This is a genomic window from Kitasatospora sp. NPDC101108 (assembly GCF_055584725.1).
The window spans coordinates 1-23,855 of record NZ_JBVJLM010000032.1; the positions used below are offsets into that span (position 1 = coordinate 1).

The window sequence follows — 23,855 nt, forward strand, 5'->3', positions numbered from 1 at the left end:
CATTCGAAAGTCGTACCGCTGATCCTCCAACGATTCCACCACCCCACACCAACCCGACCACACCCACAACCCGACACCACCCACCCAACAACGATGAACACACAGCACCCGAAACGGTACCTGCAGTAACCACCCAACCACCCAACCCGAGAACCCCGAACAGACCCAACACCCCCACCCACACCCGCCACACACCCGCACCACACCGCGCCGCCGACCCCTCCCGCCGGCGCCCCACCCGGGCGGTCGCGCCCAGGGCCGAACGGGTGACCGGCCCAACGGAGCCGCACGGCAGCGACCGACCACCGGACCATAAGGGAGGGTGTCGTCCCCGCTGGACTGAACGGGTGACCGACCTATCCCCGCCGAACGGCAGCAGCCACCCCCGCGGGCCCAGGGGCACACCCGGACGACCAGGGGCACACCCGGACGACAGGAGCGCGGCCTGACCGGCGGGCACTGCTGAGCGCGGGGGCCGGTCGAAGCACTGCAGCCGCCGCCCGGTAGCGTCCACCCCTTCGGGCGCCATCAGCGCCTGGAGTCCAAAAGGGTGAATGCTGATGACGCGTGGCGAACTGCCGGTCGTGTGGAGCCTGCCTCCTGAGGACGCCCGGGCCGGATGGCGAGCCTTGTCGTGGAGCGTCGGACCGAGCAACGAACTCGCGGTGATGCTGGTCCAGGAACGGGACCTGCGCCGTTCCCCGTATGTCAAGGGATGGCTCGGATGGAGCGTGACGGCTCCGTGTGACGGCGTATTGGTCGTGATCTCGGGCGGGACGGAAGACCGCACCCCCGTTTCCGGCATCCCCGCGTGGACCCGACACCTGGCCCTGCTTCCGGGGACACGGTTCTTGTTGGCGTCAGGCCGGACATGCCAGGACCAGAACGGGACCTGGGAGCGGAACGCGGTGGTGTACTCCCCCGAGGGACACCCGGTGAGGCGTTTCTGCATCGGCGATGACATCGACTACCTCATCACCGACCGCGACGGTGGCATCTGGACCTCGTACGGTGACGAGGGCATCTACGGCGACCACCCGGAGACCAGCGCCGGTCTGGCCCGCTGGGGCACCGACGGCACCCTCACCTGGAGCCCTCGGGGACGGCTCCCGGTGTGGCCCCTGGGCGGAAGCGCGGGCGCCACCGAGGAGGCGGCAGCCTGGCTCGCCTGGTACAGCCACAAGGGTGCTTTCCTGTCCCGAGTCGATCCCGCCACCGGCGACGTCACCAGCTACCGCAACCCGCTGAGCGACACCGACGGCATCGCCGTCCGCGGCACCCGGATGCTCCTCAGCCGCCGGTCCCACAACCGTCCCGCCGTCGAGCTGAGCCGCGCGGAACTCATCGGCGACGCCTGGGTGATCACCGCCCAGGAAAAGCTGCGACTGCCGGGCCCGGTGGTCATGCGCTGCGCCCAGGGTCGCGACGGTTTCCTCTGGCTCCGCGCCGGTGACAGCTGGATACAGGTCGAAGCTTGAGCACGTCCAGGACCGCCGCGTCGCCGACCTCGCAGCCCGGATCGCAGCCCCGAGAGGCTGATTTGGCTTGAATGCAGCTCGCCCCGCCAGTCGCCCCGCCAGTCGCCCGGCCCGTCGCACCGCGGGCCTCCGGCACAGGACTCCATGCGCCCGTGGACGCGGCCGCGATGCGCGCCTCCATGGAATCGGGCTCCTCTTCGGTCGGCATGAGCGGATCATCCGCCCCGACCGGGCAAACCGTCCACGGTGTCGGCGCACGCGGACTTCTGGCGAGCCCGAGCGGATCTGCCCTAGGCTGACGGCCGTGCAGGTACTGCGCATGAGCAGTGAGGACGAGATGGTCGCCTGCTTCTTGCGCGGCGAGCTGTCCAGCCGGAGGTTCGGCGAGAACCTCCGGTCCCACCTGGCGGCGGCCGGGCAGGCCGATCGGTTGTTGACGCATCCGGACCTCTCCGACGCCGGAGCGAACTTCACACGTCGCACTCTGCTCGCTGCGACGCGCGGGTACGGCGAGAACCGCGATCTGTTCGAGAACTTCCCCACTCAGGTCACGTGGACCAGGGCACTCCTGTCCGCCGACGAGGCGGCCGGCGTGCGCTACCTCGACCATTCCTACTGGGTCGAACTGTCGGGTGGCAGCCGCCGGCCGACCGACGCGGCTGCACGCATCAAGGCGGGACTACGGACGTTCGACGTTTCCAACGAACCGTTTGTCGACGTGGCCCAGGCGATCCTCAGGGGCGAGCGGCTTCCTCCGCTCATCGTCGTCGGCGAGAGGCAGGACAACCTGGTCTGCCTTGAGGGCCACCTGCGCCTGACCGCCTACGCCCTCATCGGCTTCCGGACCGGCATCGAGTGCCTGATCGGTATCGCACCGACCATGGGACGCTGGGCGAAGTAGCCGCACCAGGCTCTCGACGCTCCCGAGGTCAGGAGGGACGGTGGGCCGGGGAGTCCGCGTGGGGCCGCATCAGGAGCAGGTCCTCGCCCCAGGCGTCCAGCACCGCCGCGTGGCCGGCGGCCCGGGCAGCCGCCTCGACCCGGGCGAAGAGCCGTTGCTGCGGCGCCACTTCGCCGGTCGCGGTGATCCGGGCGACGGTGTCCAGCAGGGCGGCGCTCTCCCAGCCGGGCAGCGGGAACCGGTCCAGCTCCCAGGCCAGGTACTTGTTGTAGGGGCGCGGTCGACGGTCCAGGGCGAAGAGCAGGTCGAGCAGGAATCCGACGCCGGCGGCCGCGTCGAGGTGGCCGGCGAGCGGGTTGCCGTCGCGGTGGTTCTTGACCGAGCGGTAGAGCGCGTTGGCGTAGGCGTCCAGCAGGGCGGCGCCGGACCGGAGGGCCTCCTCGGCGTCGAGCCGTCCCATTGCGGCGACGATCCGGGTGACCTCCCCGTCGCAGCGGTCGACCAGCACGTGGGAGCGGGCGATGGCGTACCGCTCCCAGGCGGCGGGCCGGCGGAACCGTTCGAGGGTGGTGACGACCAGGTCGAGCCGCGCGGAGCGGTAGCCGTCGAGCGCGGCCAGCTCGCTCGCCGCATCGTCGGCGAGGATGACGTAGAGGTCGTGGTCGGAGTGACGGGTGGTCATGCCGTGATGGGCCCGGGAGCCCTTGAGGACGAGCCCCACGACGGCCGGGTCGGCCGTCGCATCGACGACGAAGGCCGTGAAGTCCAGTGTCATGCCAGGTCCTTGCGCATCAGGGTGCACATCGTCTCGTACCGCTGGAGCGAGCCGTCCTCGGCCTCCACGTCCCAGGAGTCGAGTTCGCGGGCGAAGGCCCGGTAGCCCAGGCGTTCGTAGAGGGCGCGGGCGCGCGGGTTGCTCTCCTCGACGCCGAGTTCGGCGCGGGTCAGGCCGCGGGCGCCGATCCGATCCTCGGCGGAGCGGACCAGCAGCGTGCCGATCCCGCAGGACTGCAGGGCCGGGTGGACGCTGAGTTGCCAGAGCGTGCCGGCGCCGGGCTCGACCGTGTAGTCGACGCCGCCGACCGCCACCGGGAGCCCGAGCGGCGTGCAGACCGCCAGGTAGTCGATCTCGCCCGCCTCGGCGCGGCGGATCTGGTGGACGAGCTCGCGCACGTGCTTGGGTGAGCCGGCCCAGGTGCAGGCCGGCAGATCCGCGTCGGTGAGGCCGCGCACCGATAGGTGCAGCCTGATCTCGGTCATCGCCGCATCCCTTCGACTCCAGCAGAGGCCGTCTCCCATTTCAGCAAGCTGGTCCCTATGCCGTCCAAGGGGTTTCGGACCGGCACCGACGTCAGCCGGTGTGCCCGTGGGCGGGGCACCAACCCGGCCTTCTCGCGGACCTGCCGGCGCAGCAGGTCGTTGATCTTCATCACCCGGTGTACGGGGAGAACCGGCCGATGTAGCGGCCGGCGTTCACCGGCGCACTCGCTGAGCGTTCCGGCGAAGTTCGCCTCACAAGTCCGGCCGGAGCGAAGGGAATTCCTCGCGCTCGTCACCTTTCCCTGGCATGATCCGGTCTGCGCCCGGCCTGGCACCGGGCACGAACGGAGCTGGCGGGAGGGGTGCGACCGGTGGGGGTGCCGATGATCACGCGGAGCGTGCGTGCGGTGCGGGCGGTGCGGACGCCGGACGGTGGCGATGCCTGAGGACTCGATCCCCCGGGACGCGGCCCCGCCGCCGGGTGAGCCGCAGGAACCGACGGAACCGACGAAGCCGACGAGCCTGAAGAAGTCCGCAGCCTCACCGAGCATCCGCAGGAGGCTGCTCCTGGCCCTGGCCTGCGTCCCGTTCCTGCTCGCCGGCATCGCCGTCACGGTGCTCGGCTTCGTCCGGTTCGTCGATGTCTTCCAGGAGATCCACCTCTACCGGACCGTGCCGACCTGCGCGACCCCGGCCGCGCAGCCCGGAGCGCTCTGCGCGACCGTGGAGAGCGGCCGGGTGACGGAGCAGTGGGAGGAGCCGGATGACAACTCGACCACCTACAAGCTGACCGTCGCCCGTGAGACCGCGCCGGCCGACGACTACACGGTGGGCCAGGCGTTCTACGAGGACGTCAGCCCGGGCACCGTCGTGGAGCTGAAGGTCCTGCGGGGCAAGGTGCTGGAGGTCAGCTACCACGGGCACCGGGCGAGAACCCTCAATTTCCCGTGGCTGAAGTGGATCGAGTTCAGCGCGGTCATCGGCGCCGGGGTGGCCCTGGTGCTCGCCGGCGGCTTCCTGGACGAACTGGTACGGCGGGTGAACGCGTTGGCGGGCACCGCGGCGGTCACCGCGGGCGCGACCGCCATCGGCTCGGCCGTCCTGATCACCGTCCAGTGGCCACTGGACGTCAGCCTGGTCATCGGCGCCGCCCTCTGGCTGCTCGCGGTCTACTTCGGCTACAACGCCATCGAGGAGATCTGACCGCCCGGCCGCCCACCCGACCCGTCTGTCTGCCCACCCGTCCGCCCACCCCGCCCCGCCGCACTGTCCGACCCCCGCACTACGCTCCCCGCATGACTGCCGCACCGCACCTTCCCGGTTTCGAGGACGAAGAGCTGCTCGCGGGCGAGGACCTCGCGAGCGAGCCCGCCTTCTGGCTCGCCCACCTGCTGCTGACCCTGGGGCACGACGTGGAGGAGCCGGAGGCGTACGGCATCGCCCGCGACGCCTACGACGCCATGGTGGAGCGGCTGTTCGTCACCGAGACGCCGACGCTGCTGCTGCGGGTGCCGTTCCGCCACGGCCACACCGCCTGCGTCGTCTACCAGAACTCCGAGGACGAGTGCGACACCGACTTCCTCGTCCACCACCCCGCCTGGGGCCGGTTCGGCTTCCTCGGGCAGTTCGGCCCGCACGGCTCCGGCCCCGGACTTTCCTGGCCGGAGCTGGTCAACCTGGCGCGCTCCGAGGGCGACCCGGGCGCCGAAGGGCTCCAGGACCACGCCCAGCGCTTCCTGCTCCTGCTCCCGGCGCTCGGCGACGCGGACACGCCCGTGGAGGAGGCGCGGCGGGCGGTGGCCGAGGCGCTGACGGCGGTCGGGTTCCGGCCCGACGCCGTCGGGGGGTTGGCCGCTCAGCTGCTGGGCGAGCCCGAGCGGCAGCCGCGCTGGTCCCTGACCCCGGACAGCCCGATCCCGATCTGCTCCTCGAACTACAGCCCCCGGCAGATCCCGTTGGCGCTCGGCATCACGGAGGCGCAGGCCCACACCCTGGCGGAGGCACTCCGCGGGCGCTGAGAGCTGCTGAGCGGTTGTCAGGTCCCGAACAAGGGAAGGACCCTCCCCACACCCACCGTCCACCGGGAGGACCCTCGTGCACGCCAGGACCACCAGGACCAGCAGGACCACCAGCACCGCCAGTACGGCCAGGACCACCGGCACGGCCAGAGCCGCGTCCGCCCTGCTGACCGCCGCCCTCGCCGCGACCCTGCTCGGCGCCGCCCCCGCCTGGAGCGCACCGGCGGACGGCCGCGGTACCGCAGCGGACGGCCGGGGCGCGCCGACGGCGGACGCACCCCGCCGTCAGGTGGAGGTCTTCGCCGAGGACGGCGGCATCTCCCGCGCCACCGCCCCGACCGCCTCCCCCTACCTGGCCGCCCCGGCCGCCGGCCTCGCCGCGCCGGACGGCGACGGCGAGGTCACCTCCCTGGTCCGCAACGGCGACCCGGCCACCAAGCTGGACGTGGTCGTGGTCGGCGACGGCTACTCCGCCCAGGAGCAGGGGAAGTTCCGCACCGACGCCGCCGAGAAGTGGCGCGAGATCACCGCCGTCGAGCCGTACGCCACCTACCAGCGCCTGTTCAACGTCTGGGCGGTGTCCGCCGTCTCCCCCGAGTCCGGCGTCACCGGCGATCCGGACCGGGCGACCGTACGGCACACCGCGCTCGGCTCCTACTTCTGGTGCGACGGCGTGGAGCGGCTGCTCTGCGTGGACGAGAAGGCGGTCGAGCGCTACGCCGCCAAGGCCCCGCAGGCGGACCTGGTGATCGTGGTGGCCAACAGCGCCAAGTACGGCGGCGCGGGCTACAACGACGTCAAGTCCCCGGTGGGCTACGAGGGCATCGCCACCGTCGCGGGCGGCAACGCGAGGTCCGGACAGATCGCGGTGCACGAGACCGGGCACTCGCTGGGCAAGCTGGCCGACGAGTACGCCTACGACGGCCAGGGCACCTACCAGGGCGACGAGCCACCGGAGGCCAACCTCAGCACGCTGACCGCCGACCGGATGAGCGACCAGGGCACCAAGTGGGCCCGCTGGCTGGGCCAGTCCTCGCCCGACGGCGGAACGGTCGGAACCTACCAGGGCGGCGGCTACTACCCCACCGGGCTCTACCGGCCGACCGAGAACTCGATCATGCGGTCGCTCGGACGGGAGTTCAACCTGCCCGGCCGGGAGGCGATGATCGCCGGCTTCTACCGCCACGCCACCCCGCTGACCAGCCCCACCCCCACCGGCAGCTGGCTCACCACCGCCGACCGGCTGACCGTCGACCTGCCGGTGCCCGGCACCGTGTTGCGCTGGTACCTGGACGGACGCGAGCAGCCCCGGCTGCGCGGGCGCACCGCGCTCGACCTCGACGCCCTCCACCTGACCGGCCCGCGCTCCCGGCCGCACCTGCTCAGCGCCGTCGCCACCGACCCGACCCCGGCGGTCGCGGACCCGGCGCTGCGGGCCGACCTGACCGGCAGTCTGTCCTGGCTGGTGACGCGCTGACCGGCCCCACCAGGCGCCGTCCGGCCGGCCGTTGACGGCGCACGCCCCGCCGGAGCCTGCCCGCCGTCCGCCTGCGCGAAGGGGCCCGAGGCGGGCGGCCGGCGGGTTCGCCGGGGCGCCGGTTACCACCGGGGCCGTCGTCCCGATCCTGGAGGCGCACGTCATCGCCGGCAGCGCCTCGGTGCCGGTGAAGGTCAGGACCGCCACCACCGAGCAGCTGCAGGACGTGCTGCGCCGGATCTACGCCGTCGAGGGGGTCAGCGGAACGCAGGCGACGGTGGGCCTGGAAACCTTCTTCGAGCGGCCGCTCCCACCGCTGACCGGCGAGTGGTCGTCACATGCCCGGACGGGCACGTCCTGGTCGGAGCCGGTGAGGGCACTGAGGAGGTTCAGCGCCTCCTCGGCGGGGCTTCCGGGCGGAGCCGTGTAGACCACCAGGAGGTGGTGGTCGGCACCGGGCACGTGGAAGGTCTCGTAGTCGAGCGTGACGTCGCCGACCGCCGGGTGCCGGAAGCGCTTGGGGCCGTGGGTCTTCTCGTGCACGTGGTGGCCGGCCCACAGCCGGCGGAAGGTCTCGCTGCCGAGGGACAGTTCGCCGACCAGGCGCACGAGTTCCGGATCGTGCGGGTGCCGTCCGGCGGCCATCCGCAGGATGCCGACGGTGGTGCGCGCGGCCTCGTCCCAGTCGAGGTGGACCTCCCGCGCGTCCGGGTCCAGGAAGATGCGCCGGGCCATGTTCCGCTCGCGCGGGGCCAGGTGGGGGAAGTCGGCGATCAGGGCGGCGGCCGGCCGGTTCCAGGCCAGGACGTCGTTGCGGTCGTTCATGATCAGGGCCGGGCTGACCGGGATGGCCTCGACGATCTGCCGCAGTGCCGGCCGCAGTTCCTCGCTCCGTCCGGCGGCCGCCGCCCTCGCCACCGCCCGGCGGGGCGGCCGGGCCAGGTCGTACAGGTGGGCGCGCTCGGCGGGCCCGAGCCGGAGCGCCCTGCCGAGCGCGTCCAGCACCTCGTCCGAGGGACGGTCGGCGCGCCCCTGCTCCAGCCGGACGTAGTAGTCGGTGCTGAGCCCGACGAGTTCCGCGACCTCCTCGCGACGCAGGCCGGGCACCCGGCGGCGGCCGGTCTCCGGCAGGCCCGCGTCGGCCGGAGACACCAGGGCGCGCCGGGCGCGCAGGTAGTCGCCGAGGCTGCCGGTGATCGCGTTCCTGTTGGCCATGCGCCCCAGTATGGAGGGCTCCGGCGGACGAGCGGCGACCGGAGGGTGGCCCTGTCGTTCCCAGGGAACGGCGGACACTTCATGCCCCGACAGCTCCCGTCGACGATCGGGGCATGTCCACTCCCTCCTCCCTCACCACCGCCCGCCGCCCCGGGGCGGACCGCTCCCGACCCGCGGACGACAGCGGCCGCGGCTACTGGCCCACGGTCGTCGCGGTCGCGTCCGCGAGCATGATGCTGCCGTTCTCCGTGACCGGCGCCGCCGTCGCACTGCCGAACATGGCGGCGCACCTGGGCTCCTCGGTCGGCGCCGCGCAGTGGATGCTGAACGCCTTCAACATCACCTTCGCCGCCCTGCCGCTCGCGGCCGGCAGCCTCGCGGACCGGCTCGGCCGACGGCGCGTCCTGCTGACCGGCATCGCCCTGGTCGGCGCGGTGTCCCTGCTGGTCGCGCTGGCGCCGTCGATGGCCGTCGCCGATGCGGCCAGGGCGCTCCAGGGGTGCGGGGCCGCGGCCGTACTGGCCTCGGGCGCGGCGGTGCTGGCCCACTCCACCTCCGGGCGGCGTCGGCAGCTGGCCTTCGGGGTCCTCGGCTCCTCCTTCGGTACGGGCCTGGCGATCGGACCGCTGCTCGCCGGAGCCCTGGTCGACGCGGCCGGCTGGCGCTCGGTGTTCGTCCTGGTCGCGGCGATGTCCGTACCCGCGTGGCTGTGCGCGACCCGCGCGCCGGAATCCCGCTCCGCCGACCGGCCCGCTCTCGACGTGGCGGGGGCGGTCGCCTTCACCGCCGGGCTGGCCTGTCTGTCCTTCGGCTTCGTCCGGGCCGGGTCCGCGGGCTGGGGCGCCGCGAGCACCCTGCTGCCGCTGTTCGCGGCCGTGGCGCTGGTGGCGCTGTTCGCCGTGGTGGAACTCCGCCGGGGCGACCGGGCGATGTTCGACGTCCGCCTGCTCCGCCGGCCCGAGTTCCTCGCGGTGGTCTGCCAGCCCTTCACGGTCACCCTCGGCTTCGTCATCCTGCTGGTCTACCTGCCCGCCTACCTCCAGGGCGTCGCCGGCCGCACCGTCCTGACCAGCGGACTGCTCCTGCTCCCGATGACCGCCCCGGTGCTGCTGCTGCCGCTCGCCGCCGGCCGGCTGGCCGCCCGCACCTCGGTACGGACGGTGCTGACCTGCGCCTCCGGGCTGATCGCGATCGGCGCACTGCTCCTGACCACCCTGCGCGGCAACGGCTCGTGGCCGGAACTGGCGCTGGCCCTGCTGCCCTTCGGGGCCGGGGTGGGGCTGGCGTTCGGAGTCATGGACAACGCCGCCGTCAGCACCGTCCCGGTCGGGAACGCCGGAGCGGCGGCGGGCATCTTCAACACCATGCGGATCACCGGCGAGTCCGTCGCCGTCGCCGGGGCCTCCGCGCTGCTCACCGCGCTCACCGCCGCCCGGTTGAGCGGCGACGGTCTCCCCGCCGCAGTGGCGACCCGCGTCGCCGGGCAGGCCGTCCAGGGACAGCTGGCCGAAGCGCACCGGGCCGCCCTGACGGAGGGACTGACCAACGCCTTCCACACCCTCGGGCTCGTGCTCGCGGGGCTCTCCGCGCTCGGTGCGGTACTCACCCACCTCGCGCTCGCGCCCCACCGGGCGGTGCCGGAGCCCCGTCAGGTCGGCGGCGTCCGGCCCGGCGGCTGAGCCCGGTCGGGGGCGGGCGGCCAGATCCGCCCGTCGGGGAGGTTCTGGCGGCCGCCGAGGAAGTAGTCCAGGCCGTCCGCGAAGCCGAGCGGTCCGAGCAGCTCCTCCAGCGGCCGCCACAGTCGCGCCGGGACGGGGTACCCACCCGCCATCATCCAGTCGTCGTCCCCGAGTTCGGCGGCGAAGAGGTGCCGGATCCGCAGGTACTCCTCCCGCCCGAGCCGGCGGGAGGAGTGCTGACGGTCGTCGGAGCCGTAACCCTCCAGCTCCCAGAGCATGTTGTGCCCGTCGGCGAAGGGGTAGGCGTGATCACGGTCCACGACCACACCCTATGGCCTCAGACGGCGGGCCAGCGGCGCTCCGTGCCCTCCGGCGGGCGGCGCCGCAGGGGGGCCAGTTCGCGCTCCAGCGTCCGGACGTCCCGGGCTATGCTCGCCGCGAGTTCCCTCGGGGCGGTGTCGCTCGGCAGCCGGCGCGTCCAGGAACGGGCCTTGGCCGGGCCGTCCTGGACCATGTGGAAGGTGAGGCCCACCACCCCGCCGACGTCGGCCAGGTTCACCAGGATCCGGGTGTCGGCGAGGTCGATGGTGACCTCGTTGCCGATGCAGGAGCAGGCCACCAGGCCCTCGATGTCCTCCTCCGCCAGGTACCGGGCCAGCGGAACCGCCCTCCCCCGGACCAGAAACGGACGTCCCACCGAACCCACGGGACCCGCCTCCTCTCGCCGTACGCGTGCCGCCTCGGCCGGGCGCGGGCGCGCCGCAACAGACCGGACTTCCGCCCATGCTCCACCACGCCGTCGAAAAGCGCCAACTTCGTGTCTCGCCAAGTGAATTGAGCGCATGCACCCGACCGGCGCACCGGCGCACACCCAGGCGCACGGGACGGCTCACGACACCGGCACGCACGGTTCGCCGACGGGCGGACCGGCGACGACGGGACGGGCGACGACGGGACGGGCGACGACGACGGGCCGCCGACCCGGGAGGCACCCTCGGGCGCGCGAAGTGCCCGCCCGCGCGAGGCGGACGGGCACGGGGAGACGCGACGGCCGTCGCCCGGCTCAGCGGCCCGAGCGACTGAACCGTCCGTGCAGCACCAGGGAGCGGGTGAGCGCCAGCAGACCCGCCGTGCACAGTGCGGTGCGGAGCATGTTCGTCGCGACCCACGTGCCCTCGAACTCGGCCCGCACGGCGGCGAAATCGTGGATCCTGGACGGGTCCCCGGCCGCCGCCAGCTCGTTGTTCAGCGGGATGTCGACCCCCATCGTCACCACCAGCGCCACCACGTACAGCACGGTCGCCGCGGCCGCCCAGAGCGCCGCCCGCCGACGGCCCGCCCGGTGCTGCAGCCAGGCCGCGGCGCCCGTCGCGACGAAGGCGCCGACGAAGACGAGACCGAACACGCCGTTCTCGATCGACTTGTTGATCTGCTGCATCGCCGTCACGAACGTCCGGTCGTCACCGGCCGCCAGACCCGGCATCACCGACACGTCGAAGGCGAAGAACAGCCCCGCCATCAGCCCCATCGCGATGGTGGCACCCACCAGCACCGGACCGGCGGCCCTGCCCGGCCCGACCCCGCGCGCCCAACTCCCGTGCTCCGCACCGACCGGAAGGTCCATCACACGCGTACCAGCCCTCATGACCACCCTCGCTCGAAGACCCGGAGGAATCCCTGACACCGGCCCGCCGAGGGCGCACCGAACGCCCGGCCGGTCAGACACGTTCCGCAGGTTCCGGTGGTTTCCCCGGCCCGACCGGTTCGTCGTCCTGCCGTCGATTCAACGGCCACCCGAGCCGACGGACCATAGCCGCCGCGCTCACGTCCATGCGTGAGCGTCTACGCCGCCCACCCCGTCCGGGGCCGAGAGCTCAGCGTCACCCGGCCGCTCGGCCCGGGGCCGGATGGCAGAACACGTCTCCGCGTTCCGCGCCGGGGCGGCCCCGCCCTACCCGCCCCACACCTGCTGATCCCGCTGCCGTTCGTCCTCGCCCTGTTCCCGGCCGGCGTCCTCCTGCTGCTCGGGGGCTGGAAGCGCTGCGCCCCTGGCCCGCGGCACCCTGGCCGTACTCCTGCGGATCGCGGGTCGTTCCCGTGCCGACCGGCTTCGCCACCCGCCGGCCGCCCGACCGACCCGCCCGAGCGGCGCCCCGGCCGCCACCGGGGCATCATGACGAGGGAGTCGCCACCGTTCACCGAACGTGACCAGCACGCGGCAGGCAGCCGGCCGGCGAAGGAGGCCCGTCATGACCGATCCGTCGAAGCCCTCCCAGCGCGCCAGGCGGCAGCCACCCCCCGGGGTGATCGCCACCGACGTGCCCGCCCGCCTCGACCGGCTGCCCTGGTCCAGCTGGCACTGGCGGATCGTCATCGGGCTGGGCACCGTCTGGATCCTGGACGGCCTGGAGGTGACGATCGTCGGAAACATGGCGGGCCGGCTCGCCCAGAACGGCAGCGGCATCAGCATCACCACCGCCCAGGTGACCACCATCGCGGCCGCCGTCTACGTGGCGGGTGCCTGCACCGGGGCGCTGTTCTTCGGCTGGTTGACCGACCGGCTCGGCCGCAAGAAACTCTTCATGGTCACTCTCGCCGTCTATCTGGCCGCCACCGCCGTCACCTCGCTCTCCTGGACGGCCTGGTTCTTCTTCCTCTGCCGTTTCTTCACCGGCTTCGGCATCGGCGGCGAGTACGCCGCGATCAATTCGGCCATCGACGAGTTGATCCCGGCCCGGGTGCGCGGCCGGGTCGACCTGATCATCAACGGCAGCTTCTGGGTCGGTGCCGCGATCGGTGCCTTCGCCTCGATCGCGCTGCTCAACACCTCGCTGTTCGCGACGGACCTCGGCTGGCGGCTCGCCTTCGGCATCGGCGTGGTGCTGGGCCTGGTGATCCTGCTGGTGCGCCGGCACGTCCCGGAGAGCCCGCGCTGGCTGTTCACCCACGGCCGGGCGGCGGAGGCCGAAGAGGTGGTGGCCGAGGCGGAGGAGGCGGTCGAGCAGGCGACGGGGCACCCGCTGCCACCGGTCACTGGGGAACCGATCCTGATCCGCGAACGCGAAGCCCTCGGCTTCGGCACGATCGTCCGCACGGTGATCGCCCGCTACCCGCGCCGCACCACCCTCGGCCTTTCCCTCTTCATCGGCCAGGCCTTCCTCTACAACGCGGTGACCTTCGGCTACGCCACCATCCTGACCACGTACTTCGCCGTCCCCGAGGGCGACACCGGCTACTACTTCGCGGTGATCGCGGTCGGCAACTTCCTCGGCCCGCTGCTGCTCGGCCACCTCTTCGACTCGATCGGCCGCAAGCCGATGATCGCCGGCACCTACATCGGCTCCGGCATCCTGCTCTTCGCCACCGCCGCCCTCTTCCAGCGCGGCTCACTCTCCGCCACCACCATGACCGGCTGCTGGACGGCCGTCCTCTTCTTCGCCTCGGCCGGGGCCAGCGCGGCCTACCTCACGGTCAGCGAGATCTTCCCGCTGGAGACCAGGGCGCTGTGCATCGCCTTCTTCTACGCCATCGGCACCGCCGTCGGCGGCATCAGCGGCCCGCTGCTCTTCAACGGGCTCGTCAGCAGCGGCAAGGTCTCCGACACCACCCTCGCCTTCTGCATCGGCGCCGCGCTGATGACGGCCGCCGGCCTGGTCGAGGCCGCCATCGGGATCAAGGCCGAGCGGCGCAGCCTGGAATCACTGGCCGCGCCGCTGAGTGCCGTCACGCCGTCGGAGAGCGTCTAGGTTCCGGCGCTAGGGTCCGGTGGACAGGCCCTAGCGGAGAACGCCTCGCACGGCCTCCGGGTCGGTGGGCGGGAGCGGGCCGGTCCGGTCGGTCGTCAGCGCCTTGGCGGTGGCGGGCGGCGGGGTCACGTAGACCGGGGCCGGGTCGGCCTCGGGGGCGCAGGTCTTGGCGATCCGTCCCTTGCCCTGGGGCAGGCTGCCGTCGCGCAGGTAGGCGGTGAAGGTGTCGTCCAGGCAGGCGTTGCCGTGGAAGAGGATCTCGTGGAAGCTGCCGCCGGTCTGGACGACCAGCTTGGAGCCGGGCAGCGCGTCGTGCATGGCCAGGCCGCCCTGGTACGGCGTGGCCGGGTCCTCGGTGGCCTGGAAGAGCAGGACCGGGGGCAGGTTCTTGCCGGTGATCTTCAGTCGGCCGGCCGGGTTGCCCTGGTAGGGCCAGAACATGCAGGCGGCGTTGTACCACATGTTGTTATAGGTGTAGAAGGGCGCGGTGGCGTTGACCTTGGCCTGGTCCTTCTTCCAGAACTCCCAGTCGCGCGGCCAGGCGTTCTCGGTGCACTGGGCGGCGTTGTAGGCCGGGAAGGCCCCGTCGTCGGTGCCGGGGGCGGCGTACTTGTTGTAGGCGATGGTCAGCGGCCGGGTGTCGTGCCGGGTGAGGTAGGCGGAGAGCACGGTGGCCATCCGGGGCCAGCGCAGGAAGTTGTAGCCGCCGCTGTAGAAGGTGTCCTCGAACTCGGCGGGGCCGATCCTGCCGGCCGCCGGGGCCGCGTCCGCCGGTTCCTTGCGCAGGGCGTCCTCGACCTGGTGGTAGGCCTGCTCGACGGCCTTGGCGTCGGTGCCGAGGTGGTAGACGGAGTCGGCCTTGGCGGTCCACTCGGCGAAGGCGTCGAAGCGGCGCTGGTGTTCCTGGTCCTGGAGGATGTTGTGGTCGTACCAGCTGATGGTCGGGCCGACGATGCTGTCCAGCACCATCCGGCGCACGTGTGAGGGGAAGAGCTGGCCGTAGGTGGACCCGAGCGAGGTGCCCCAGGAGCCGCCGTAGAAGTTGATCTTCGGTACGCCGAGCGCCCGCCGGATGCTGTCCAGGTCGCGCGCGTTGTCGACGGTGGTCATGTGCGGCAGCAGCCAGGACCAGTCGGCCGCGCAGTCGGCGGAGTAGCCGGCCGCCTTCTTCAGCCAGGCCTTCGAAGTCCCCTGGTCCGGCTGGTAGTCGGGACGCTCGGCGTCGAAGTAGTGGGCGTCGCAGATGACATGGGGGTCGCTGCTGTTGGTGCCGCGCGGGTCGAAGCCGATCCAGTCGTAGGTCGAGGCGACGTCCGCGGGGATCTGGCCGGAGATGTAGGCGGGCATCCAGAGCCCGGAGTCGCCGGGGCCGCCCGGGTTGAGCAGGATCGGGCCCTGCTGCTTGTCCTTGGGGGCGGTGGCGGGCAGCCGGTTGAGCTTGATCCTGATCTTGCGGCCGCGCGGGTCGGCGTAGTCCACCGGCACGTCGAGCATGGCGCACTGGAGCGCCGGGGTGGTGGTGTCGTTGCAGGAGCTCCAGATGAGCGTGCCCTGGCCGGAGTCGACCAGGTCGGGGCCGTCGGGCTCGACGGCAGCAGCGGGGCCGACAACCCCGCCGAGGGTGGCCACGGCCGCGGCGGCCGAGAGGAGGGCGATGGCTTTTCTCATGGGAGGCATGATGTGACATGTGCAATGGCACATCCAGGGGGTGAACCGGACTTTACCGAGCTTTGACTATTCCTCCGGCCTCATCACGGCCCGACGACGGCCCACGCCCGACCACGATCCCCCGGCCACGATCCCCCGGCCACGACCCCCGGCGTCAGCCCGCCCGGTTAGGCTGCGACATGGCCCGATTCGTACTGACCCGCCGCAGCCCGCTGCCGCCCGCCGAGTGCTGGGCGCGGCTCACCGCCTGGCCCCGGCACGGCGACCGCGTGCCGTTCACCCGGGTGAGCGTGGTGCGGGGCACCGGGCACCAGCCCGGCGACGTGATCCTGGCGCGAACGGCCCTAGGCCCGCTGGGCTTCGACGACCCGATGGAGCTGGTCGAGCTGGCGGAGCCCGCGCACTGCCGGCTGGCCAAGCGCGGGCGGGTGGTGCGCGGCAGCGCCGAACTGCGGATCCGCGCGGCGGGCACGGGAAGCGAGGTGGTCTGGGCCGAGGAGCTGCGGATCACCGGCCTGCCCCGGCTGTTCGACCCGGCGGTCGCGCTCGCCGGGCGGCTCGTCTTCGGCCGGGTGCTGGACCACCTGCTGGCGACGGCTCCCGCTACGCGCTGAGGGCCCGCCGGCTCAGGTACTGCTGGCGCACGTAGTGCCGCTGGTCGCCCTCGACCCTGATCCGGTCGTGCTCCACCAGCCGCTCCGCCTCCGCCAGCGCGATCGCCAGCGCCAGGCCGTCCCCGTCGCGCAGGAACACCCGGTCGGCCAGCGCCGCGCTGCGCACCAGGTACTCCCGGCTCAGCCGCACCCGCCGCTTGACGGTCCTTCCCAGTGCCAGCAGCTCACGCCGCTCCTCCTCGATGCCCGGCGCGTCCGCGTAGGCCCGCTCCGGGGCGGGCGCCCCGTCGGCGGGCGGGGTCCAGAGCGGCAGCGGCGGCAGCTGGGGCAGTCCGCGCACCCTGAGCACCTCGTTGGCGAACTCCCGCAGGTCGACGGACAGTTCGCGTTCGACGAAGACGGCGAAGAGCTCGGCCAGCGCCCTGGGCGGGACGCCTTCCGGGGTGTCCTCGTCGGTGACGTCGATCCGGCCGAGCCGCGGGCCCCAGAAGCGGCCGGGGGGCTCGGCCAGCCGCAGCCGCAGGGTGAGGTGATGGCCGTCGTTCTCCCCGTCCCGGCCGAGTTCCATCGCCAGCCCCCGGACGTCCGCCCAGGCGTAGCGGCGCGGCACCAGCAACCGCACCAGGGTGAGCCCTTCCTCGTCCACGCGCAGCCAGTACGTGTGGGGCGCGCCGAAGGCCGCGACCGCGGCGATCGCCGCCATCACGAGGAAGGCCGCTCCCCCACCGGCCGTCCCGGTCCCGGCGAGGGCGACGGCCACCACCAGCCCCAGCACGGAGCCGACGCCGGCCAACTCCCCCCGCTGCTGCATGAACCACAGTCGCACCACGTCCCGGCCCCCCTTTCGCCGCCCCCACGCTCCCGAGTGGGACCGGCCCCCGGCAACCGCCGGCGTGAAGCTGTGACACCGCCGTGACGAACCCGCGTCACGACTGTCGGCCGCGCAGCCGCCGGACCAGGTCGCGGGCGGCCTGCGGCCAGTCCGGGTGGGCGAAGGCGAAGCCCGCCTCCAGCAGCCGGGTGGGCACGACGCGGCGGCTCTTCAGCAGCAGTTCGCTCTCCGAGCGCAGCGCGAACGCGCCGAGTTCCGCCATCCAGCGTGCGGCGGGCAGCGCCAGCGGCATGCCCCAGCCCGCGCGCAGCTCGCGCATGAACTCGCGCTGGGGCAGCGGGTTCGGGGCGGCGAGGTTGACCGGGCCGCTGAGCTCTTCGTGCTCGATCAGGAACTCGACGGCGCGGGCGAAGTCCTGGTCGTGGATCCAGGACACGTACTGCGCGCCGCCGGCGATCGGTCCGCCGACGCCGAGCCGGGCGAGCCAGGACAGCGAGTCGAAGGCGCCCCCGCGCTCGGGGCCGAGGACGACGGCGGTGCGCAGCGCCAGGCGCCGGGTGTGCGGGGTGTCGGCCTGGGTCTGGGCGTCCTCCCAGGCCCGGGCGATGTCGATGCTGTACCGCCACGAGGCGGGGGCGTCGGGTTCGCCGCCGCCGATCCGGCCGGTCAGCTCGTCGTTGGGCGCGTCGTGCCGGTGGGCGTAGACGGTGGCGGTGCTCATCTGCAGCCAGACGGCGGGCGGTCTGCGGGCTTCGGCGATCGCTCGGCCGACGGCCCGGGTGGAGTGCACCCGGGAATCCATCATGGCCCGCTGGTTCTCCGGCGTGTAGCGGCAGTTGACGCTGCGCCCGGCCAGGTTGACGACGACGTCGCTGCCGTCGATCTCCGCCGTCCAGGCCCCCGGGCCGCACCCGTCCCAGCCGACCTGCCGGGGCCCGGCGGGCCGTCGGCTCAGCACCACGACCTGGTGCCCGGCGGCCGTCAGGCTGCGGTCGAGCAGGGTCCCGAGCGCGCCGGAGCCGCCGGGGATGACGATCTTCATGATTTTCCCCCTCATCTCTGGCGGCGAGCCTAGCGGGATAATTGAACGCGTTCAATTCAACGCCCTTCGCGGCCTCGCATGCGCGCCATGCCGCCTGGTACGGCGCGACAAACGGAGGCCTCGTCGGTACGTTGAATTACGTCCACCTGGACGGTTCCTCGCCCGGCTCGACCGGGCCGACGGTCACCCGCGGGATGACGCGGGCACGAACGGTAGTCGCAGCCTGAGGACGGCAGTTCGGCGCATGGGGGAATCATGCACACCAGCCTGGTGATTTCCGCCTACAACGAGGGCCCGGTGCTTCTGCGTACCGTCCGGTCGTGCATCCAGGTGCTCGGTGATCTGTACGCCGAAATCGTCGTGGCGGACGACGCGTCGGACGACGGCTCGGTGGAGGAGGTCGAGCGGAGCCTCCCGAGGGTTCGGACCGTGCACAGCCCACGGCGCCGAGGGGCCTCCCCGACGAAGGCGATGGGAGCCGACGCCGCGCGCGGAGACGTGCTGGTGTTCCTCGACGGCCACACCAAACCGGAACCGGGCTCGCTGCGTCGGCTCGTCGAGGACGTGGAGCGTACCGACGGACAGGCGGTGGCCACGCCGCGCCTGTTGAATCTGGACGTCGAACGCTGGATCAACGACCCGCTGCAGGCCGGCCACGGTTACCGGTTGGATCTGGGCACACTCGACTGCGGATGGCTGGACCTGCCGGAGATGACGGCCGTCTCCGTGGGACGGCGTCGGCTGTACGAGTCCCCGAGCCTGATCGGATGTGCGTTCGCGATCAGCCGTCAGCTGTACGAGAAGTTGTGGGGGATGGATCGGGACATGCTGTTCTGGGGGGTCGAGGACCTTGACTTCGGGCTCAAGTGCTGGCTCATGGGTCATCGGATCCTGCACGATCCGGAGGCGACCGTCGGACACCGGTTCCGCGAGTCCTTCGACAACTACGACGTACCGCCGGAGCACTTCCTCGCCAACCAGCTCAGAATGGCGCGGAAGAACTACACCGAAGGCACCTGGCGGCAGTGGCTGGAAGCCACCGCGCAGCGCCAACTGCAGGTGTCCGAGGACGTTCCGGAGAGCCTGTGGGCACGTGCCTGGCTCACCTTCGACCGGGCGAAGGCCAGTGTCGAACAGGAGCGGGCCTACCTGCACGGGAGCCGTAGCCGGGACGAGTTCTGGTACGCCCGCCGCTTCTCCCTCGACTGGCCCTACGTGTCGGAGTTCCCCGCCCCCGCGTTGCCCCTGGACCTGTCGATCACGCCCAGTGGCGGTCCCCGCCCCAGTGGCGGACCCCATCCCAGTGGCGGACCCCATCCGACCGGCGTCCCGCCCCAGACGCCCGTCCTGGGCCTGGTACGCCCGACAGCGGGCCAGACGTTCGCGATCACCGGAGACGCCCGGATGCCGACCGTCGTGGCCGAGGCCCGGATCACCGGGGTGACCCCCGATCCGACGCCCGCCACCGACTTCCACTGGACGGTCCGGATCTCCTTCGACGCCAGCACCTGCCGGCACGGACCGCACCGGACCATCAACCCGCCGCCCATCACGCAGACCACGCACGGCACCCCGCTGACGATCGCCTTCCCGCTGGTACGCGGCGGCAGCCTTGCCATCCAGGTGCAGGCGACGGTCGGCGGCCGCCTGCTGACCGCGCGCTCGCAGCAGCTGTCCATCGTGGGCACCAACCCGCCGGCCGCCACCCTGCACGCGGCGCTACCCCACGACGTGCTGCGGCGCATCGCCCGCCACGAGTCGCGCTGCCGGCAGTTCGACGCGGGGGCCGACGGAGGCACCTCCGGCTGCCCGCTGTTCAGCGCTGACAACGCCGGAGGGGTGGGCATCATGCAGCTCACCACCCCTCCGCCCACCGACGACCAGGTGTGGAGCTGGCGAGCCAACGTCACCGGGGGAATCGGACAGTTCACCAGCAAGCTGGCCCTGGCCCGCGGGTACCCGGCCCAGGTGCAGGCGGCGCACGGCTTCCAGGCCCTGGTGACTGCGTTCAACGCGGCCAGGACCGCCGCCGGCAAGCCGCCGGTGGGGGTCACCGTTCCCGCGTTCACCTCCAGCGGCTTCGCGGTGGCCCCCGCGGCGCTCGGACAGCTCGAACTGGACGCCATCCGCGGCTACAACGGCTGGGGCGGACGCGACGCCTTCCACCTGCCCCTGCACGAGTTCCGGATCGTGCTGGATTCCGGCGGAGGACTGGTGGTGGACGTGCCGGCCGGCGGCAGCCACGGGACCACCAGGTGGGAACGGGTGCCGGCCTCCGCGCGGCCGCAGGGCTTCGGTGACCCCGGCTACGTCGACCACGTCCTGGCCGCCGGGCCGTGCTGACCGGACGGTACGACCGTCATGCGCCCCGGACTCGTCCCACCACCACCGGTGCGTGGACGGCTCGCCCACCTGAACGGCCAACTGGCGGTCGTCTCCTGCTACTTCAACCCCTGTCGGTACGGCACCCGGCGCGCCAACCTGCACACCTTCCTCGCCGGAATGCACGCCCTGCAGGTCCCCTTCCGGCTGGTCGAGCTGAGTTTCGACGGGCAGTTCGAGCTCCCCGCCGACGATCCCCGCCACCTGCGCCTGACCGGCCGACACGTGATGTGGCACAAGGAGCGCCTGCTCAACCTCGCCACCGCGAGCCTGCCGCCCGCGGTGGACAAGGTGGCCTGGGTGGACGCCGACGTCCTCTTCCCCGACCACGACTGGTACCCGCGAACCTGCAGGCTGCTGGAGTCGTTCGACCTGGTACAGCTGTTCAGCGAAGTCGTCGAAGCCGCCCCGCCCACGGGTGGCACGCCGGACTTGGGCAAGCTGAGCGGGCCGGGCATCGCCTACGCCGTCGACGCCGGCCTGCCCGAGCCGTTCCGCTTCGACCGGTCCTCGGCCCAGCCCGGAGTCGCCTGGGCCGCCCGCCGCGAACTGCTGGAAGATCCCGGCCTGTTCGACACGATGATCGTCGGCGGCGCCGACACCATGCTGGCGCTGGCCGCCTACGGGTACTTCGAGCACCCACTGGTCCGCCCGCTCCCCGCCGCCCTGCGCGAGTCCTGGCACAGCTGGGCGCTACGCCTGCACCGGCGCGTACAGGGCCGCGTCGGCTGGGTACCGCAGACCGTCACCACCCTGTGGCACGGCAGCGCCGCCAGGCGCCGCCACGTCGAGCGGCTGCGGATCCTCGCCGCCGCCGACTTCGACCCCCGGCGTGATCTGGCGGCCGACAGCCAGGGCGTCTTCGGCTGGGCGTCCGACAAGCCCGCCCTGCACGAGCAGGTCCGCGCCTACTTCGACGGTCGTCAGGAGGACAGCGCACCATGACCGGCCCCACCGCGCCGCCCACCGCCTGGCCGGCCACCCTCCGCGCGCCCGTGCGCCACCGCGCCGCGGCCGACGAGCTGTCACGCTGCGCGGACCGACTGCGCGCCACCGGTCGCACCGCGCAGGCCCGCCTCGCCGAGGAGTACAGCGCGCGTGCCCTGTTCGCCTCCGAGGACACCGCGCGGGCCCTGCGCGAGCAGCTCGCCCGACAGTCGGCCCCACCCACCGGTTCGACCGCGGCCGGCCGCCACGGCCCGCTCCAGTACGTACGCCGGCCCGGCGAGCTGCGCGTCGACGGCAGCCGCGCCTGGCGCACCTGCAACCCCGGCCTGCTCCCCAGCGGCCCCTTCACCCGCGACTACGGCGCCCTCGCGGACGACGACGGCATCGCCGTCTTCCCCGACGAGGAAACCGGCCGCCGTGCGCTCGCCGCGTTCCTCGGCACCGAGGAGGCCCAGCACGCCCGCGTGGGCGAGGTCCTCCAGGCGGTGCACGAGCGCGAGCAGCCGCCCCTCGGACCGGACGGCACCTTCGACACCCTCGCCGCGTCCGTGCGCCTGGACCCGCAGGCCACGCTGTCCCAGCTGTCCACCGGCGCCCTCGCGGACCTCGCCGACGCCCTCGCCGCCTGGGCCTTCCACCGCCGCGCCGGGCACCGCCACCTGACCGGTGAGGACTCGGCGCCCGCCTGGGCCCGCGAACTGCTCGACCAGCGCGCCGCCGATCCCGGCCCCGCCCCCGTCCGCCGACCCGGCCACCGGATCCCGCTCGCCGTACGCCCGGCCGAGCACTACCGCCCCCGCGCCGACATCTGCATCCTCACCTCGTACTTCAACCCGTGCGGCTACCGCTCCCGTCGGCGCAACGTCCTGTCCTTCCTCCAGTCCCTGGACCGCTCGGGTGCCGCCTGGCGATGCGTCGAGTGCGCCTTCGGCGACCGGCCCTTCGAGCTGCCGGCCGGCGAGCAGGTCCTCCAGGTGCGCTCGAACAGCGTGCTGTGGCAGAAGGAACGGCTGCTGAACCTCCTCGCCCACACGCTGCCGGACAGCTTCAGCAAGCTGGCCTGGATCGACGGCGACGTCTTCTTCTCCGAACCCGACTGGCTCGCCCGCACCTCCGACCTGCTGACGCAGTACACCGTCGTGCAACCCTTCACCGAAGCGATCCGTCTGGCCGCCGGACAGACGGCCTATCACCTGCGCGGCGAGGTCCTGCTCTCCTTCGCTCATCGCTTCCACCTCGACCCCGACCCGCTGGCCTGGTCCTGCTACGCCGACCACGGCCACACCGGATACGCCTGGGCCGGCCGGCGGGACTGGATCGAGGAGCACGGCCTGTACGACGCCTGCCTCTCGGGCACCGGCGACCACCTGATGGCCCACGCCTTCGTCGGCGACGTGAACAGCACCTGCATGGGCCTGCACGACAGCCCGCTGAGCCGCCACTACCAGTCCTGGGCCCACACCGCCTACCCGCACATCCGCAGCTTCCTCGGCCACCTGGACGGCGCCGTGCTGAGCCTGTGGCACGGCCGGCAGCAGGACCGCAACTACCACCAGGCGACCGTGCGGTTGCAGGAGCTGTCCTTCGACCCGGACCGGGACCTGCGCCGGGGCGCCGGCGGGTGTTGGGAATGGGCCCGGCCCCGCGCCGAGCTCAGACGCTGGGCAGACGACTACTTCCGGATCCGACGCGAGGACAGCACCCCATGACCGCGCCCACCACAGTCGACGCCTACGTCCAGGCCGCCGAGCGCATCGGCTACGTGGTGGGCGAGGACGACGTGCTCATGCCGCTGTACCCGGACAGCATCGAGAGCAGCCAGGGCGACCTGCTACGCCACGCCGTCCGCGCCGAAGGCGCAGAGCGCACCGTCGAGACCGGCATGGCCAACGCCATCTCCACCCTGTACCTGTGCGACGGCCTGCGCCGCAACGGCCTTACCGGTCCCCGCCACGTGGTCCTCGATCCCCACCAGGCGAACCACTACCACTGCGCCGGACTGCGCGCGGTCCGCACCCTCGGCTTCACCGACCTGGTGGACTTCCGCCCCCGCGACTCCAGCCTGGAACTACCGCGCATGGTCGACGAGGGCCGCAGCATGGACCTCGCCTTCGTCGACGGCGACCACCGCTTCGAGAGCGTCTTCGCCGACCTGCACTACCTCGACCGGCTGATCCGGCCCGGTGGCATGGTCCTCGTCGACGACTACCAGCTGCCGGCCGTACGCGACGCGATCGCCTACTTCACGGCCAACCTGGACTGGACCCTTGAGGACGTGCACCGCATCGCCGTCCTGCGACGCCCGTACCACCCCTGCACCCCGCCCTGGTACACCTACGTGCCCTTCGGGGCGTGACCGACGCACCGAGCGACACCGAGACCGCCGGCGGAGGCGGCAGCCTCCAGCCGCTGCCGCTCCGCGGGGAACTGACCGCTGCGCTCGTCCACCAGGCCGAGCCCGTCGTCGACTTCTTCGAACAAGCCGACGACGCGACGCTGATGGGCATCATGGTCAACGCAGGCCAGGTGTCCCCGGCACAGGAGCTCTTCTACTTCGCACTCCAGCGCAGTTGACGCCCCGCGAGGCACAACCCG

At 72.5% G+C, this 23,855-nt stretch carries 22 protein-coding genes and 1 pseudogene; 14 read left to right on the plus strand and 9 right to left on the minus strand.

The annotated features are described in order from the left end of the window. Nucleotides 1-935 precede the first annotated feature (935 nt). Both ACZ6Z8_RS36140 and ACZ6Z8_RS36145 read left to right on the plus strand, forming a co-directional pair. The gene (locus ACZ6Z8_RS36140) at nt 936-1,478 is read left to right on the plus strand and encodes a hypothetical protein (protein ID WP_465614241.1); all 543 of its coding nucleotides are present in this window, start codon (nt 936-938) and stop codon (nt 1,476-1,478) included. Between the two features lie 304 nt (nt 1,479-1,782). Then, nucleotides 1,783-2,379, plus strand: coding sequence for a hypothetical protein (locus tag ACZ6Z8_RS36145; RefSeq protein ID WP_465614242.1), 597 nt, complete (start codon nt 1,783-1,785; stop codon nt 2,377-2,379). 28 nt (nt 2,380-2,407) lie between these two features. On the opposite strand, the gene ACZ6Z8_RS36150 is transcribed toward ACZ6Z8_RS36145, so the two are convergent. Both ACZ6Z8_RS36150 and ACZ6Z8_RS36155 read right to left on the minus strand, forming a co-directional pair. After that, nucleotides 2,408-3,154: a hypothetical protein gene (locus ACZ6Z8_RS36150; RefSeq protein WP_465614243.1), complete on the minus strand. Its 747-nt coding sequence runs from the start codon at nt 3,152-3,154 to the stop codon at nt 2,408-2,410. Beyond that, nucleotides 3,151-3,639, minus strand: a complete 489-nt coding sequence (locus ACZ6Z8_RS36155) for a GNAT family N-acetyltransferase (RefSeq protein WP_465614245.1) — start codon at nt 3,637-3,639, stop codon at nt 3,151-3,153. The genes ACZ6Z8_RS36150 and ACZ6Z8_RS36155 overlap by 4 nt, the downstream gene beginning before the upstream one ends. A gap of 438 nt (nt 3,640-4,077) precedes the next feature. Between ACZ6Z8_RS36155 and ACZ6Z8_RS36160 the strand changes: the two genes are divergently transcribed. The 4 genes and pseudogenes from ACZ6Z8_RS36160 to ACZ6Z8_RS36175 form a co-directional block, all read left to right on the plus strand. Then, nucleotides 4,078-4,842: a hypothetical protein gene (locus ACZ6Z8_RS36160; protein ID WP_465614246.1), complete on the plus strand. Its 765-nt coding sequence runs from the start codon at nt 4,078-4,080 to the stop codon at nt 4,840-4,842. 92 nt (nt 4,843-4,934) lie between these two features. Continuing rightward, complete coding sequence (locus ACZ6Z8_RS36165) at nt 4,935-5,657, plus strand: hypothetical protein (RefSeq protein WP_465614247.1); 723 nt, start codon at nt 4,935-4,937, stop codon at nt 5,655-5,657. A gap of 76 nt (nt 5,658-5,733) precedes the next feature. Continuing rightward, complete coding sequence (locus ACZ6Z8_RS36170; protein ID WP_465614248.1) at nt 5,734-7,134, plus strand: M64 family metallopeptidase; 1,401 nt, start codon at nt 5,734-5,736, stop codon at nt 7,132-7,134. 133 nt (nt 7,135-7,267) lie between these two features. Continuing rightward, nucleotides 7,268-7,447, plus strand: a pseudogene (locus tag ACZ6Z8_RS36175) (Lrp/AsnC ligand binding domain-containing protein); the annotation flags it as partial. Here ACZ6Z8_RS36175 and ACZ6Z8_RS36180 read toward each other — a convergent pair. Next, nucleotides 7,375-8,349, minus strand: coding sequence for a helix-turn-helix transcriptional regulator (locus ACZ6Z8_RS36180; protein WP_465614249.1), 975 nt, complete (start codon nt 8,347-8,349; stop codon nt 7,375-7,377). The pseudogene ACZ6Z8_RS36175 and the gene ACZ6Z8_RS36180 sit on opposite strands and share 73 nt — an antisense overlap. Before the next feature lie 113 nt (nt 8,350-8,462). Here ACZ6Z8_RS36180 and ACZ6Z8_RS36185 point away from each other — a divergent pair, with 113 nt between their 5' ends. Then, nucleotides 8,463-10,028, plus strand: a complete 1,566-nt coding sequence (locus tag ACZ6Z8_RS36185) for an MFS transporter (RefSeq protein WP_465614250.1) — start codon at nt 8,463-8,465, stop codon at nt 10,026-10,028. Here the strand turns inward: ACZ6Z8_RS36185 and ACZ6Z8_RS36190 are convergent. From ACZ6Z8_RS36190 to ACZ6Z8_RS36200, 3 genes are all read right to left on the minus strand, one after another. Beyond that, a complete protein-coding gene (locus ACZ6Z8_RS36190; RefSeq protein WP_465614251.1) occupies nt 9,998-10,348 on the minus strand; it encodes a hypothetical protein in 351 nt (116 codons plus the stop codon). The two genes, ACZ6Z8_RS36185 and ACZ6Z8_RS36190, sit on opposite strands and share 31 nt — an antisense overlap. A 17-nt stretch (nt 10,349-10,365) precedes the next feature. Beyond that, the gene (locus ACZ6Z8_RS36195; protein ID WP_465614252.1) at nt 10,366-10,725 is read right to left on the minus strand and encodes a hypothetical protein; all 360 of its coding nucleotides are present in this window, start codon (nt 10,723-10,725) and stop codon (nt 10,366-10,368) included. 366 nt (nt 10,726-11,091) lie between these two features. Further along, a complete protein-coding gene (locus tag ACZ6Z8_RS36200) occupies nt 11,092-11,652 on the minus strand; it encodes an anthrone oxygenase family protein (protein ID WP_465614253.1) in 561 nt (186 codons plus the stop codon). Nucleotides 11,653-12,277: 625 nt separating this feature from the next. On the opposite strand from ACZ6Z8_RS36200, the gene ACZ6Z8_RS36205 reads away from it, so the two are divergent. Continuing rightward, on the plus strand, nt 12,278-13,774 hold the full coding sequence (locus ACZ6Z8_RS36205; protein ID WP_465614254.1) for an MFS transporter: 1,497 nt from the start codon (nt 12,278-12,280) through the stop codon (nt 13,772-13,774). 30 nt (nt 13,775-13,804) lie between these two features. On the opposite strand, the gene ACZ6Z8_RS36210 is transcribed toward ACZ6Z8_RS36205, so the two are convergent. Beyond that, complete coding sequence (locus ACZ6Z8_RS36210; protein ID WP_465614255.1) at nt 13,805-15,442, minus strand: alpha/beta hydrolase; 1,638 nt, start codon at nt 15,440-15,442, stop codon at nt 13,805-13,807. A 179-nt stretch (nt 15,443-15,621) separates the two neighbouring features. Here ACZ6Z8_RS36210 and ACZ6Z8_RS36215 point away from each other — a divergent pair, with 179 nt between their 5' ends. After that, nucleotides 15,622-16,056, plus strand: a complete 435-nt coding sequence (locus ACZ6Z8_RS36215; RefSeq protein ID WP_465614256.1) for an SRPBCC family protein — start codon at nt 15,622-15,624, stop codon at nt 16,054-16,056. Here ACZ6Z8_RS36215 and ACZ6Z8_RS36220 read toward each other — a convergent pair. Further along, nucleotides 16,046-16,885 (minus strand): PH domain-containing protein, encoded by an 840-nt coding sequence (locus ACZ6Z8_RS36220; protein ID WP_465614257.1) that lies wholly within the window; start codon nt 16,883-16,885, stop codon nt 16,046-16,048. The genes ACZ6Z8_RS36215 and ACZ6Z8_RS36220 overlap by 11 nt on opposite strands. A gap of 97 nt (nt 16,886-16,982) precedes the next feature. Then, nucleotides 16,983-17,930 carry a TIGR01777 family oxidoreductase gene (locus ACZ6Z8_RS36225; RefSeq protein ID WP_465614258.1) on the minus strand — a complete coding sequence of 316 codons (948 nt, stop codon included), beginning with the start codon at nt 17,928-17,930 and terminating at the stop codon, nt 16,983-16,985. Nucleotides 17,931-18,185: 255 nt separating this feature from the next. On the opposite strand from ACZ6Z8_RS36225, the gene ACZ6Z8_RS36230 reads away from it, so the two are divergent. The 5 genes from ACZ6Z8_RS36230 to ACZ6Z8_RS36250 are packed head-to-tail and all read left to right on the plus strand — an operon-like array spanning nt 18,186 to nt 23,834. After that, nucleotides 18,186-20,273: a glycosyltransferase gene (locus tag ACZ6Z8_RS36230; protein ID WP_465614259.1), complete on the plus strand. Its 2,088-nt coding sequence runs from the start codon at nt 18,186-18,188 to the stop codon at nt 20,271-20,273. A gap of 18 nt (nt 20,274-20,291) precedes the next feature. Continuing rightward, complete coding sequence (locus ACZ6Z8_RS36235; RefSeq protein WP_465614260.1) at nt 20,292-21,257, plus strand: hypothetical protein; 966 nt, start codon at nt 20,292-20,294, stop codon at nt 21,255-21,257. Next, on the plus strand, nt 21,254-22,969 hold the full coding sequence (locus ACZ6Z8_RS36240; protein ID WP_465614261.1) for a hypothetical protein: 1,716 nt from the start codon (nt 21,254-21,256) through the stop codon (nt 22,967-22,969). Before ACZ6Z8_RS36235 ends, ACZ6Z8_RS36240 begins: the two co-directional genes overlap by 4 nt. Beyond that, a complete protein-coding gene (locus tag ACZ6Z8_RS36245) occupies nt 22,966-23,616 on the plus strand; it encodes a class I SAM-dependent methyltransferase (RefSeq protein WP_465614262.1) in 651 nt (216 codons plus the stop codon). Before ACZ6Z8_RS36240 ends, ACZ6Z8_RS36245 begins: the two co-directional genes overlap by 4 nt. After that, nucleotides 23,613-23,834, plus strand: coding sequence for a DUF4334 domain-containing protein (locus ACZ6Z8_RS36250; RefSeq protein ID WP_465614263.1), 222 nt, complete (start codon nt 23,613-23,615; stop codon nt 23,832-23,834). The genes ACZ6Z8_RS36245 and ACZ6Z8_RS36250 overlap by 4 nt, the downstream gene beginning before the upstream one ends. The last annotated feature ends 21 nt before the right edge of the window (nt 23,835-23,855 follow it).